Source organism: Ferrovibrio sp., from assembly GCF_002796975.1.
GTDB lineage: Bacteria > Pseudomonadota > Alphaproteobacteria > Ferrovibrionales > Ferrovibrionaceae > Ferrovibrio.
In genome coordinates this window covers 128,640-141,794 of the sequence record NZ_PEKV01000009.1, presented here as the reverse complement: position 1 = coordinate 141,794, position 13,155 = coordinate 128,640, and the positions used below count along the sequence as shown (strand labels likewise).

The following is a 13,155-nucleotide window of genomic DNA, read 5'->3' as shown; positions in this document are numbered from 1 at the left end:
AACCAGAGCACGGCGAATGAGAGAGCGGCGCATGGCGAAGTATTGTCCCAGCAAGGCGGGTGACCTCCTGCAGCAGGGTTTAGGTAAGCACGGCCGGAGCATCCGTCAATGCGCTCTGCTCGCCATGGTGGCATTGGTCACCGCTTCGTGTGGCGGCAAAGACAGTGGCGACGGCTGGTTCAGCTCCTCCCGAAGTGCCGGCCAGATCAATTATATGGCCGGTTTCCGCGGCGGTGTCGCCGCCGACGAGCCACGGGCAGCCATGGTGGCCCGTGACATCCTGCAGAATGGCGGCAGCGCGGCCGATGCGGTGGCTGCCGCAGCCCTGACTTATGCGGTCACCTACCCGAACGGGGCCGGCCTGGGCGGCGGCGGCGTCTGCGTGGCCGCCGATACCGTCACCAGGAAAGCTGAAACGATCGAATTCCCTGCCGTTGCCGGCAAGGATGGCGGGCCGGTGCCGATCCCGGCGCTGGTACGCGGTATCGGCCTGCTGCAGGGCAAATACGGCCGCCTGCGCTGGGAAGCCGTGGTGGCCCCGGCCGAACAGCTGGCCCGCTTNNCCGGTCACCAGCAGCGCCACCCTGCGTCCGCTCTTTACCACCCCCGCCGGCGGATTGATCGCGCAGGAAGGCGAACGACGCGTGCAGCCGGCGCTGGCCTCTGTGCTGTCACGCCTGCGCCTGACCGGACCGAGCGAATTCTACAGCGGCCAGCTGGGACGCCAGGTGCATGCCGATATCGTCAGTGCCGGCGGAAAGATCACGCCGGAGGAACTTGCCGCCTATGCAGTGACGGTGAACAAGCCGATCGAAGTTCCGTTTGAAAATTCCGTCACGCTCTATACACCGAACACGCCGGCCGGCGGTGCGGTGGCCGCATGGCTGGTCGAACAGAGCTATGACGGCGGCAGCTTCCTGCGCCGTTCGAACCTGTTCAGCAGCGGCGATGCTGTGCGCGACGATGTCTTCGCCGCCAGTCTCGGCCAGGCCTATCGCAGCGATCCCGCCACCCTGCCGATGAACAGCTTCGGCTCGGCCAGCATTGCGGCGATGGACAGCCGCGGCGGCACGGTGGCCTGCGCCTTCACCATGGGGCTGGCCTATGGCTCGCGCCTGGTCGGTCGCGAAACCGGCATTCTGTTTGCCGCACCGCCCGGTGTGGGCGGTGACGAACGGCCGTATCTGACCGCGATGATCGGCACCATGCCGAAGATCAATCAGGCGGTCTTCGCCGCCGGCGGCAGCGGTGGTGCCCCTGCGGCGGCGGCAACGGCATACAGCGTGCTGCACACCGCGCTCGGCAAGGACAAGAAGGACCCCACTGTGCCGGCGCTGGCGCAGCCCCGTATGTTCCAGGCCAATCCGCAGTCGCCGCTGCTGGTGGAACCGGGCACGGATGCTGCCAATTACCAGGCGATGCAGCAGCGCGGCGTGACGGTGAACGAGATCGGCCGGCTCGGCCGCGTCAATATCGCCTTCTGCGCCGAGGGCGCACCGCGCGATCTGACCACCTGCAGCTTTGCCACCGACCGCCGCGGTTTCGGCCTCGCCTTCGGCCGCAACTACTGACGTTCGTTATGGCTCCGCAAGCATCGAAACGGGGACAGATCGATCCTTTCTTCGTCATGGAAGTGATGAAGGCCGCCGCCGCGCGCGAAGCTGCCGGCGGGGACGTGATCCATATGGAAGTCGGCCAGCCCTCCACGCCGGCACCGCGCAAGGCCATCGAAGCCGCCACGGCCGCGATGCAGCGCGACCCGCTCGGCTACACGCTGGCGCTCGGCACCCCGGAACTGCGGCTGGCGATCTCGCGCCATTACCGCAGCTATTACGGACTGGATGTCTCGCCCGAACGCATCGTCGTCACCACCGGATCGTCGACCGGCTTCCAGCTGGCATTTCTCTCGGCCTTCGATGCCGGCGACAAGGTGGCACTGGGCGAGCCGGCCTATCCTGCCTATCGCAATATCCTGAAGGCGCTCGATCTGGTGCCGGCGATGATCGTCACCGAGCCGGAGACGCGTTTCCAGCCGACGCCGGAACTGATCAACGCGCAGGCCGCCGATGCCAAAGGCGTGCTGGTGGCGAGCCCGGCCAATCCGACCGGCACCATGCTGGGCGACGCCGAGATGAAAGCCCTGGTGGATGACTGTGCCGCGAAGGGCCGCTGGCTGATCGTCGACGAGATCTATCACGGCATCACCTATAACGGCCGCGCGCAGTCTGTACTGGCGCTGACCGACCAGGCCATCGTGATCAACAGCTTCAGCAAATACTTCTCGATGACCGGTTGGCGGCTCGGTTGGATGGTGGTGCCGGAGACGCTGCTGCGTCCCATCGAATGCCTGACGCAGAACTTCTACATCTCGGCGCCGGGTGTGAGCCAGGTAGCCGGCGTCGCCGCGCTCGACTCTTACGACGAACTGGAGGCCAATGTCGCGCGCTATGCCAAGAACCGTGAAATCCTGCTGAACGAATTGCCGGCGGCAGGCTTTGACCGGCTGGCACCGGCCGATGGCGCCTTCTACATCTACGCCGACATCAGTCGCTTCACCAACGACGCGAATGATTTCTGCAAGCGCATGCTGGCCGAGACCGGCATTGCAGCGACGCCGGGCTTCGATTTCGACCGCGGCCGCGGCCACTACTTCATGCGCTACTCCTTCGCCGGCAGCACCGACCGCATGATCGAAGCAGCCAGGCGGCTGAAGGACTGGATGAAGTGACGACAATGTCACGCCCGCCGTTGTTCTCGCATCTTTCATCGTCACCCTCTGGCTTGTCCCGAGGGTCCATCCCAGCCATCCGCGCATCGGGACACGCAGATGGATCCTCGGGACAAGCCCGAGGATGACGGTTTTATAATTTGAACGCGACGAACTCGCCTTCAAAGCGCCCGCCGACAATATCGCCGCACCGCACGATAGACTGCACGACGATCCGCGCCCTGCCCTTGCGCGCGAGCAACTTCAAGAATCCCGGCCAGGCAGCGATATCGGCAAGCGTCGCCGTCGCCGTGAAATCGCTTTCAATCGGCGCGTCGTAATCCACGCGGTTCGACTGGATCACCAGCCGAGTGTTCAGGCCGTCGGTCTTGATCCGGAGATTGACCAGTGACCAGGCAGACAGAATTGCCAGCGTCGAGATGCTGCCGCCGAAAGCCGTGCTGCGATGATTGATATTGGGCGCGAGTGGCGCGCTGAGTGTCACGGCGTCAGACGATGCCGACACGACCGCAACCTGCATCGCAGCCGAGAGCGGGATATGCGCATGCAGGTAAGCTTCGAGGTCTTTAGTGGAAGATTCAGTCACCGCCACACACTCTTCCGTCATGCCCGGCCTTGTGCCGGGCATCCACGCCTTCATCCATATCACAGACGTGGATGGCCGGGACAAGCCCGGCCATGACGTGATTTAGGTATGCGTGGAAATGACTACACTGTCGCGGCCAGCGACTTGGCCATATGCACCAGCTCGCGCCCCTCGTAGGTCTCGGAACCGGTCTCGGCATAGCCGAGATGGGCATAGAGCTTACGGTTCTCGGTGAACAGCGCATTGGTATAGAGCCGTACCTGCTGCAAGCCGCGTTGCAGCGCCTGCGCTTCGGCGAAATCGAGCAGGCGACGGCCAAGGCCGGTGCCCTGCTGGGTCGGATCGACCGCGACGCTCCAGATCAGCAGATGATCGCTTGCCGTGCGCAGCACCAGCGCGCCCGCCAGACCGTCTTCCACGCCATCGACTACCCAGACCTCATATTCCTGCAGCAGGCCGGCGGCCGTTTCGGCCATCGGCTGCGGTTCGGCACCGATCAGCGGCACGTATTTGACATAGGCACGCTTCTGCAGCGCGCCGAGACGCACCTCGTCAGCCGACGAGGCGCGACGGATCGCAGGCTCGCGCATCAGATTACCCCCCGGATCGCTCACCGGCGCCACCAGCCCTTTTTCGCCGGCGGCGGTTCGGCAGGCTTGTCGGCACTGCCGTCGGGCGCAATCACGGTGGTCTCAAAAACCGGGCCGGCTGGCGGCACGGCCGTGGCAGGACTCTGCTCGGCCGGCGGTACGTCCGGCGCCGCGGCAGGTGCCGTCGAGGTCTGGTCGACCGGAGCCGGCGCTGATTCACTCGAAGCCGGCACTGCAGCGGGCGGTGCGACCTTGGTCGGCAGCGGCGGCAGATCGTCGCCGAAATCGAATTCGGGCACACCATCCAGCATCGCGCCAATGGAGGCAGGCGTCATGGTACTGCCAGTATCGACGTAATTACTGTCATCGCGACGCGGACGATCTTCACGAGGCGCTCGCTCGGCGCGCGGCTGGCGTTCGCCCTGCTGGCGTTCGCCGCCACCTTCACCACCATCCTCACGACCGCGACGACGGCGACCGCCACGACGGCCACGACGCCGGCGACGACCGTCACCATCCTGGCCTTCACCGTCAGCATTGGCGCCTTCGGCACCGGCTTCAGCGCCCTGCTCGCCGGACTCATCCGCTTCGCCAGCTTCGTCGCCGGCATCGCCTTCGACTGCTTCAGTGACATCGCCTTCGGCACCTTCGGCGCTCACGCCATCTTCGCGACCATCTTCATCGCGACCGCGACCGCCACGACGACGACGGCGACGACGGCGACGACGGCCATCGCCGTTCTCGCCACCCTCTTCGCCGGTCGCACCGACCTCGGCCGTGCTGTCGGTTTCGGTCTCGTCAGCGTCGCCCTCATCGGCGTCGCTGGCATAGGCGCTTTCCTGAGTGAGCGGGCGCTGGATGTCGGAACGCGTCACTTCAGGACGGCTGATCTCGCCAGGCTGGCGCGTCTTGCTGCGCTCGATGCGGAAGTCCGGCGGCACCAGGCTGGGATCGGCGGCCAGGATCACACGCATCACATAGCGGCGTTCCATGTCGCCGATGCGGTCACGCTTGTGGTTGAGCAGATAGAGCGCCACTTCCGCCGACATGGCGACGGTGATCTCGGCCGAACGGTCGCGGATGCCCTCTTCCTCGATGGCACGCAGCACAGTCAACGCAGTGGACTCGATCGAACGGACATAGCCGCGGCCCTGGCAATGCGGGCAGGGCATGGTCGAGCTTTCCAGCAGGCTGGGACGCAGGCGCTGGCGCGACATCTCAAGCAAGCCGAAACCGGAGATACGGCCGACCTGGATGCGCGCGCGGTCGTTGCGCAGGCATTCCTTCAGCTTCTGCTCCACCTTACGGATGTTGCGGTTCTCTTCCATGTCGATGAAATCGATCACGACGAGACCGGCAAGATCACGCAGGCGCAGCTGGCGGGCGACCTCTTCGGCCGCCTCCAGATTGGTCTTGTAGGCGGTTTCTTCGATATTATGCTCGCGGGTCGACTTGCCCGAGTTCACGTCGATGGAGACCAGCGCTTCGGTCGGGTTGATGACGATATAGCCGCCCGACTTGAGCTGCACGGTTGGCGAGAACATCGCATCGAGCTGCTGTTCAACCTGATAGCGGGTGAACAGCGGAATCTTGTCGGCATACTGCTTCACGTTTTCGGCGTGATTGGGCATCAGCATCTGCATGAAGTCATGCGCGAAGCGATAACCTTCCTCACCTTCCACGATCACTTCGTCGATCTGATCCGAATAAAGATCGCGGATCGAGCGCTTGATCAGCCCGGCCTCTTCATAGATCAGGGCCGGTGCGGAGGATTCCAGCGTGCGCTCGCGGATACTGTCCCAACTGCGCAGCAGGTATTCGAAATCGCGCTTGATCTCCGGCTTGGAGCGTTCCATGCCGGCGGTACGCACGATCACGCCCATGCCGTCCTGGATATCCAGCTCCGCCGTGATCGCCTTGAGACGCTTGCGGTCGGCCTGCGACTGGATCTTGCGCGAGATGCCACCGCCACGCGCGGTATTGGGCATCAGCACGCAATAGCGGCCGGCGAGCGAGAGATAGGTGGTGAGCGCCGCGCCCTTGTTGCCGCGCTCTTCCTTTACGACCTGCACCAGCATGATCTGCCGGCGCTTGATCACTTCCTGGATCTTGTAACGGCGGAAGACGTTGGTCCGACGACGACGCGCGCGACCTTCATCGCTCTCGTCAGCCTTGCCGTTTTCCTCACCCTTGCCATCATCGGCATGGTGCTCGTCGGCGTGATGGTCGTCGGCGTGATGGTCGTGGGCATGATGCTCGTCGCCATACGCTTCCGCATGATCGTCATGATGTTCGTCATCCGCCGGGGCGCTGAGCGTCGGAACGGATGTCGCGACATGCGGCACATTCCAGTAGGCCGGCGGCGCCGAAGCGTCAGTTTCGGTTTCCCGGGCAGAAGCAGGTGTTTCGTCCTGAGCAGCTGGTGCGGTTTCAGCGACGGGCTCGGCCACCGGTTCAGCGGCAGGCGCAGCCTCGGCCGGCATTTCGGCAGCAGGCACGTCGCTCTCGGGCGCAGCGCTTTCAGGCGCGACGGCTTCCGCCGCGCTTTCGCCGGCCGCCTTGTCGTCGGCATTGATGTCTTCGACGGTTTCGTAATCGCCTTCAACGATTTCGACACCGGCCTCGGCATCCTCACGGCTCTCGCCCTGTTCGGCGCGGGCAGCGGCACGTTCGGCACGGGCAGCGGCACGCGCCTCCTCGGCAGCCAGTTCGGCTTCCTCGGCAGCCGCAGCCGCAGCTTCTTCCTCGGCCTGCTGGGCCAGCAGCGCCTGACGGTCTGCTATCGGGATCTGATAATAATCGGGATGGATTTCGCTGAAGGCCAGGAAGCCGTGACGGTTCCCGCCGTATTCAACGAAAGCAGCCTGCAGCGAGGGCTCGACGCGCGTGACGCGCGCCAGATAGATGTTGCCCTTGTTTACCTGCTTGGTGGAGGTCTCGTAATCGAACTCTTCGAGGCGAGTACCCTTCACGACCACAACCCGGGTTTCCTCCGGATGGGTCGCATCGATCAACATACGCATGCCCATGAGGCACAATCCTGCGGCGCGGCGCCGCCCGCGCGAATAACAAACGGCGGCGCGCCTCTGCTGTCGGAGCGGACTGCGGCCGGATCGGCCCGACGCAAGGCCTAGGGCCAGCGGCGGTAATGATCCTGGTGACCGGCGGGTGAGCACATCGTCAGCGGGACCGGTGAAACCCGGAATGCTGAGCGCGCCGCGGCGCCGGTCTGCCGAGCCTCCCGTCAGCCGTTAGACTGTAGGGATGCCCCGAAGGTTCAAAATCATCCGGTATGTCTTGAGCGCCGCTTGGGGGCCGATTCGCGCCAGGTCGCCTCCTTGGGGCTGACACTGGAAGATGCGGTCGAACTCGCCGTCGCTACGCCGACCCCCCGCCTCCGGGCCGGCCTGCATAAAGAACTGTAAGTCCTTCAAGAACAAGCAATTGGCTGGACGGTCGGGTCTGACTCGGATATTCGCGGTTGCATGCTACGCTTTGCCGGGCCATACCCACAAGGTCTTTCTTGCCGCGACGCGGCAATGGTGCGGGGAATTTCCATTAAATTATTGTTTTTATTGATTTTAACTGTAGCATCCGGGTTCGGTGCAGCTGCGTCGGCCTGGGCTGAACCTTTCCGCCTGACTCGCCTGCAGCTTGGTTTGAATGCCGGCCTGACCCGGCTGGTGGTGGAAGCCTCGGCCCCGCCGCAGGCCGAACTGGCCGCCAGTGCCGACGGGCTGGGCCTGCAACTCACCCTGCCTGCGACCCGCTGGGCGGCGCCCGCACCCGACGTGACGGCCGGCGGGCTGGTCGCGGCGCTCGGTCTGCCGCTTCTCGCGCCGGACGGCAGCCTGAACATCGCCATCGACCTGATCGAGCCGGCAGTGGTGGAACGTGCCTTCCATCTCGGGCCGCAAGCCGGACGCGGGCATCGGCTGGTGATCGACCTGCGCCCAGCCGATCCGAATGCTTTCGCCGCCGCCTTTGCCGCACCGGTACATCTGCCGCTGGATACTGCCGTCGATATCGCCCCACCCCCGCCGTTGGCGGCCGGCGAGCGCCGCCGCCTGATCGTGCTCGATCCTGGCCATGGCGGACAGGATCCCGGCGCGATCAGCGCTTCGGGCCGCTACGAGAAGGAAATCACGCTGAACGTGGCGCGCGCTGTGGCACAGAAGCTGCGCGCCACCGGGCGCTACCGCGTGCTGCTGACGCGCGAGAGCGACAAGTTCATCCGGCTCAATGAGCGTGTGTCGCTGGCGCGCAAGCGGGAGGCCGACCTGTTCCTGTCGATCCATGCCGACAGCCTGGGCGGCGACCGCGCCACGCGCGGCGCCAGCGTCTATACCCGCGCGGAAGCCGCCAGCGACACCGAGACCGAAGCCCTGGCACTGCGTGAAAACCGCGCCGACCAGATCGCCGACGGCACGTCGACAACGGAAGTGGATGACGTGGTGTCGATCCTGCTCGACCTCGCCTCGCGCGATACCGCGCGGCTCAGCAGCCGTTTTGCCGGGCTGCTGACCGCGTCGATGGGCGAGACAACCCCGCTGCGCCGCAATGCCCTGCGGGCCGCCAATTTCCGGGTGCTGTCGGCGCCAGATGTACCATCGGCGCTGCTGGAGCTCGGCTACCTGTCCAATCCCGCCGACGAGGCGCTTCTGTTTTCAGAGGCAGGACGCGACCGGCTGGCCGCCGCCGTGGTCGCCGCCATCGACCGCTTCTTCGGCGTCGAGGCGCGCTAGGCGCCCTTCACATACCCCTGCGCTTCGACGACACGCCCGTCTCGCACCTGCATCAGGTTTACGCCACGCACCGAGGTGGCGCGATCCGGTCCCCAGAACAGCCGCCAGCGGATTTCACCACGATCGCCGCGAGCGGTTATGCTTTCCGTTTCGAAGCGGATACCCGCGTCAGTCGCGATCCGGCTCCACAAGTCGATGCAGGCCACGCGGCCGACATGCCGCGACCCATCCGGCGCCGGTTGCGTATTCTCGATCACGCAATCCTCGGCGACGAGATCCTGCAGCGCCGACGGATCACGGGTGACGAACACCTGATTGAACCGGTGCAGGATCGCTTCGGTTGCAAGACTTTCAGTATCTGTGAAGCTGTTGTTCATCGTCGCCCCCTCTCAGGCAGCTTTTTGAGGCGCAAAAAACACACCACCGCTATGCGGCGCCAGCTTTTCCGCTGCCAATGCGGCCTGTACGCCCGGCCGTTTGCCGACCCGCAGCATGAACACTACCAGACGCGGCCATTCCGACAGATCAATCCCCAGCCACTGACACCAGTTCAGGCAGACGAAGAGATAGGCGTCCGCCAGACTAAAAGCTTCACCCATCAGATACGGATTGACGTCCAGCCGCGTTGAAACCCAGTTGAGACGTCCCGCCACATGCCGTTGGAGCACGTCGCGCACCGGCGCATAGGCCGGGTTGAACATCTGCGTCATTGGCTTGTGCAGTTCGGTAGAAATGAAATTGAGCAATGACTGCAGTTGGGCACGCGCACGCAGATCCTGCGGCATCATACCGGCTTGGGGACGCAGCTCGGCAAGGCGCTGCACGATGGCCGGCCCTTCCAGCACGACTTCGCCGTCATCCAGCACCAGTGCGGGCACATAGCCGTTGGGATTGACCGCGAGATAGTCCGTATCGTCGGCAGTGCGATACGTGCCGCGTTCCACCGGTACGATTTCAACTTCGAGGTCGAGTTCGCGGGCGATGATATGAGGCGAGAGCGAGCAGGCCGCCTGATGCATATAGAGCTTCATCTGGATCTCCTTAAAAAAAGCGGCGTCCCGCCGCTCGACTTTTGTACCGTATCGCATATATTTTACTTGGGTCAAGTGTTTTTATGCGAAGGAGTACAATTATGCCTGGGAAGCGCGGTCGCCCCATCGAATACAACCCCGTCAAAGCCATCGATCATGCGCGCGACGTATTCTGGACGAGCGGTTTCACCGCTACCTCGCTGGACGCCCTGAGCGAAGCGACCGGAATGAACAGACCAAGTCTTTTCGGTGCATTCGGGGACAAAGAGAGGCTTTATCTGGCGACGTTGCAGCGCTATCGCGAGGATGGGGTAGCTGCCATGCAGGCTGCACTGACCGGCAAACGGCCTTTGCGCGTGGAATTGAGCGAGATGCTGGCGAATGCCACGACGGCCTATCTCCACTCGGCGCGCGGCTGCCTGCTGATCGGCACGGCGTCAGTGGAGGCGACACAACGGCCGCCGGTGCGCGAGATGCTGGCGGGCAGCTTACAAGCTTTCAACGAGGTGATCGAAAAGCGGTTGCGCCAGGCCGTGGCGGACGGCGAGATCGAAGACACCAGCGAACCCTCGGCCTTGGCGGCGCTCATCTCGGCAACCATGCATTCGCTGGCCGTTCGGGCACGGGCCGGAGATTCGCGGGTCGCTCTGGACCAGCTCAGCGCAGCAGCCATGGACATGATCTGCGGCAAACCACCGAACCGGGGTTCGAAGACGGCCCGGAAGGCGCGCTAAATCACGGTATTTCCTGCCGTATCGCCGCCACAATCTTGTGGCTATACAGGCTGGCCGTTCGAGAGTACCTCTACGGCCAAAATCCCACCCAAGAATTGCTGGGGAAGCTGACTTTCCATGCGTTTGTTGTCGCGGTTTTTCTTTCTGCTGTTCCTTGCCGTCATCGGCCTGATCGGTGCCGGCGTCGCCGGCCTGGTCGGCCTGTGGTATTACGGCCGTGACCTGCCCGACTATCAGCAGTTGGCCAATTACGCACCGCCGGTGACGACGCGCATTCATGCCGGCGACGGCAAGCTGATTGCCGAATTCGCCCGCGAGCGCCGCCTGTTCGTGCCGATCGAGGCGATCCCCAAGCCAGTGATCCAGGCCTTCCTGTCTGCCGAAGACAAGAATTTCTACGAACACAGCGGCATAGATCCGGTCGGCATCGCGCGCGCCGTGGTGCAGAACGTTGCCAACCTGGCGCAAAGCCGCAGACCGGTTGGTGCCTCCACCATCACGCAGCAGGTGGCAAAGAACTTCCTCCTCGGCAACGAGGTCTCGCTCGGTCGCAAGGCCAAGGAAGCCATCCTCGCCTTCCGCATCGAGAAGACCTTCTCGAAGGACAAGATTCTCGAACTCTATCTGAACGAGATTTACCTCGGTGCCGGCGCTTACGGCGTGGCCGCTGCCGCGCTCGTTTATTTCGACAAGTCACTCTACGACCTGACCCTGCCGGAAGCCGCCTATCTCGCCGCCCTGCCGAAGGCGCCGAGCAACTACCATCCGGTACGCCACCACGACCGTGCCAAGGCGCGCCGTGACTGGGTGATCGAGCGGCTGCAGGAAGATGGCGTGATCAGTGTAGAACAGGCGCGCGTCGCCATCGCGGCGCCGCTGGTCGCGTTGACACGGCCGGAATCCGAACTGGCGCGAGCCGACTGGTTCGCCGAGGAAGTGCGCCGGGAACTGGCGCAGAAATTCGGCGAGAAGAGCCTCTATGAAGGCGGCCTGAGCGTCCGCACCACGATGGACCCCAAACTGCAGGCGATCGGCGAGCGCGTGCTGCGCGATGGGCTGGAGGCCTATGACCGCCGCGCCGGCGGCTGGCGCGGCCCGCTGGCGAAACTGCCGGCTGGCTCCGACTGGAAGACGCAGCTTGGCGCGATGCCGCCCTTTGCCGGCATCCTGCCGCCCTGGCGTGTTGCAGCAGTGCTGGCAGTGGACAATGACAGTATCAGCGTCGGCTTTGCCGATGGCAGCAAGGCGGAGATTCCGCAGTCGGGCTATCGATGGGCGCGCAAGAAATTCAGCGCCGATCATTTCGGCCCAGTACCGCGCACGCCGATGGAACTGGTTGCCGTGGGCGATGTAATCGCAACGAGCCCGCTGAATGCGGCCAAGCCGCAGGACGGCTACGCGCTGCGGCAGATCCCCGAGGTCGGCGGCGGCCTGGTGGCGATGGATCCGCATACCGGCCGCGTGCTGGCGCTGGTCGGCGGCTACGATTTCAAGCTGAGCCAGTTCAACCGTGCCACGCAGGCCAATCGCCAGCCGGGCTCGGCCTTCAAGCCCTTCGTCTATGCTGCAGCCCTCGACAACGGCTTTACGCCCTCGTCGCTGGTGCTGGATGCACCTTTCGTGATGGATCAGGGCCCTGGCCTGCCGCTGTGGAAGCCGGGCAACTATTCCGACCAGTTTTACGGCCCGTCCACGTTGCGTGTCGGCGTGGAGAAGTCGCGCAACCTGATGACGGTGCGTCTCGCCCAGGCCATCGGCATGGACAAGGTGTCGGAATATGCCAAACGCTTCGGCGTGATCGACAACCTGCAGCCCGTGCTGGCCATGTCGCTCGGCGCCGGTGAGACCACGCTGATGAAAATGACGATGGCCTATTCGGAATTCGTCAACGGCGGCAAAAAGATTACCCCAACGCTGATCGACCGGATTCAGAATCGCAACGGCACCACGATCTATCGCCATGACAAGCGCGCCTGCGCCGACTGCCTCGCCGTTGCCTGGCAGGGCCAGAGCGAACCCGCCCTGCCCGATCCACGCGCACAGGTGATCGATGCCGTCACTGCTTACCAGATCACCTCGATCCTGGAAGGTGTGGTGCAGCGCGGCACCGGCATCCGCATCCGCGAGTTAGGCAAGCCACTCGCTGGCAAGACCGGCACCACCAACGACAGCATGGATACCTGGTTCGTCGGCTTCAGCCCCGACCTCGCCGTTGGCGTGTTCATCGGCTACGACACGCCCAAGGACATGGGCAAGCGTGAGACCGGGTCCTCGGTTTCCGTGCCGGTGTTCAAGGCCTTCATGGCGGAGGCGCTGCAGGGCAAGCCGAACATTCAGTTCCGCGTGCCACCCGGCGTACGTCTGGTGCGCGTGCAGGCCGAGACCGGCGAACTGGCACGGCCGGGCGACCGCAACGTGATCCTCGAAGCCTTCCGCCCCGGCACCGAGCCGCAGCCGGGCGAACGCAGCCACGTGCTGGACGGGTCAATGGCGGATGAGCGCGACAGCATCTCGGGTGTGGGCGCCAGCGCCGGCTCGGCGCCGATCTCGGGGACCGGCGGCCTCTACTAACCCCTTGGAACCACAGGCCGCTTGACACCGTCGGGCGGCCTCTTTATACGCTGCAAACGCTTTTTGACGGATCGGCTCCGATCCGCTTCTGGCGGGCGGTTAGCTCAGCGGTAGAGCACAGCATTCACATTGCTGGGGTCACTGGTTCAATCCCAGTACCGCCCACCATT

At 64.3% G+C, this 13,155-nt stretch carries 10 protein-coding genes, 1 tRNA gene and 1 pseudogene; 7 read left to right on the top strand and 5 right to left on the bottom strand.

Features of this window, described 5'->3' with window-relative positions:
• Positions 1-16: 16 nt before the first annotated feature.
• From CTR53_RS21285 to CTR53_RS11335, 3 genes and pseudogenes are all read left to right on the top strand, one after another.
• A pseudogene (locus tag CTR53_RS21285) lies at positions 17-502 on the top strand (gamma-glutamyltransferase); the annotation flags it as partial.
• Positions 503-617: 115 nt separating this feature from the next.
• Positions 618-1,571, top strand: coding sequence for a gamma-glutamyltransferase (locus CTR53_RS11340; protein ID WP_290813051.1), 954 nt, complete (start codon positions 618-620; stop codon positions 1,569-1,571).
• 8 nt (positions 1,572-1,579) lie between these two features.
• Positions 1,580-2,728: an aminotransferase class I/II-fold pyridoxal phosphate-dependent enzyme gene (locus CTR53_RS11335; protein ID WP_290813049.1), complete on the top strand. Its 1,149-nt coding sequence runs from the start codon at positions 1,580-1,582 to the stop codon at positions 2,726-2,728.
• Positions 2,729-2,861: 133 nt separating this feature from the next.
• Here the strand turns inward: CTR53_RS11335 and CTR53_RS11330 are convergent, their stop codons facing one another.
• The 3 genes from CTR53_RS11330 to CTR53_RS11320 all read right to left on the bottom strand — a co-directional run bounded on the left by CTR53_RS11330 (position 2,862) and on the right by CTR53_RS11320 (position 6,933).
• Positions 2,862-3,320, bottom strand: coding sequence for a thioesterase domain-containing protein (locus CTR53_RS11330; protein WP_290813047.1), 459 nt, complete (start codon positions 3,318-3,320; stop codon positions 2,862-2,864).
• 116 nt (positions 3,321-3,436) lie between these two features.
• Entirely contained in the window at positions 3,437-3,904 is a 468-nt protein-coding gene (locus CTR53_RS11325; protein ID WP_290813044.1) for an N-acetyltransferase, read from the bottom strand.
• Positions 3,905-3,924: 20 nt separating this feature from the next.
• The gene (locus CTR53_RS11320) at positions 3,925-6,933 is read right to left on the bottom strand and encodes a ribonuclease E/G (RefSeq protein ID WP_290813041.1); all 3,009 of its coding nucleotides are present in this window, start codon (positions 6,931-6,933) and stop codon (positions 3,925-3,927) included.
• A 630-nt stretch (positions 6,934-7,563) separates the two neighbouring features.
• Between CTR53_RS11320 and CTR53_RS11315 the strand changes: the two genes are divergently transcribed.
• Positions 7,564-8,649: an N-acetylmuramoyl-L-alanine amidase gene (locus CTR53_RS11315; protein WP_290813040.1), complete on the top strand. Its 1,086-nt coding sequence runs from the start codon at positions 7,564-7,566 to the stop codon at positions 8,647-8,649.
• Here the strand turns inward: CTR53_RS11315 and CTR53_RS11310 are convergent.
• Complete coding sequence (locus CTR53_RS11310; protein WP_290813037.1) at positions 8,646-9,026, bottom strand: nuclear transport factor 2 family protein; 381 nt, start codon at positions 9,024-9,026, stop codon at positions 8,646-8,648. The genes CTR53_RS11315 and CTR53_RS11310 overlap by 4 nt on opposite strands.
• A 12-nt stretch (positions 9,027-9,038) precedes the next feature.
• Positions 9,039-9,755, bottom strand: a complete 717-nt coding sequence (locus tag CTR53_RS11305) for a glutathione S-transferase N-terminal domain-containing protein (protein WP_290813034.1) — start codon at positions 9,753-9,755, stop codon at positions 9,039-9,041.
• A 26-nt stretch (positions 9,756-9,781) separates the two neighbouring features.
• On the opposite strand from CTR53_RS11305, the gene CTR53_RS11300 reads away from it, so the two are divergent.
• The 3 genes from CTR53_RS11300 (at position 9,782) to CTR53_RS11290 (ending at position 13,153) form a co-directional block, all read left to right on the top strand.
• The gene (locus CTR53_RS11300) at positions 9,782-10,414 is read left to right on the top strand and encodes a TetR/AcrR family transcriptional regulator (RefSeq protein WP_290813031.1); all 633 of its coding nucleotides are present in this window, start codon (positions 9,782-9,784) and stop codon (positions 10,412-10,414) included.
• A gap of 117 nt (positions 10,415-10,531) precedes the next feature.
• Positions 10,532-12,985, top strand: a complete 2,454-nt coding sequence (locus tag CTR53_RS11295; RefSeq protein ID WP_290813028.1) for a penicillin-binding protein 1A — start codon at positions 10,532-10,534, stop codon at positions 12,983-12,985.
• A gap of 93 nt (positions 12,986-13,078) precedes the next feature.
• Positions 13,079-13,153 (top strand) — tRNA-Val (locus tag CTR53_RS11290).
• Positions 13,154-13,155 lie beyond the last annotated feature (2 nt).

Bases quoted from the DNA above. Each gene is read 5' to 3' on its own strand.
- CTR53_RS11310 (WP_290813037.1), bottom strand. From the start codon at position 9,026: ATGAACAACAGCTTCACAGATACTGAAAGTCTTGCAACCGAAGCGATC.
- CTR53_RS11325 (WP_290813044.1), bottom strand. From the start codon at position 3,904: ATGCGCGAGCCTGCGATCCGTCGCGCCTCGTCGGCTGACGAGGTGCGT.
- CTR53_RS11300 (WP_290813031.1), top strand. From the start codon at position 9,782: ATGCCTGGGAAGCGCGGTCGCCCCATCGAATACAACCCCGTCAAAGCC.
- CTR53_RS11320 (WP_290813041.1), bottom strand. From the start codon at position 6,933: ATGGGCATGCGTATGTTGATCGATGCGACCCATCCGGAGGAAACCCGG.
- CTR53_RS11295 (WP_290813028.1), top strand. From the start codon at position 10,532: ATGCGTTTGTTGTCGCGGTTTTTCTTTCTGCTGTTCCTTGCCGTCATC.
- CTR53_RS11335 (WP_290813049.1), top strand. From the start codon at position 1,580: ATGGCTCCGCAAGCATCGAAACGGGGACAGATCGATCCTTTCTTCGTC.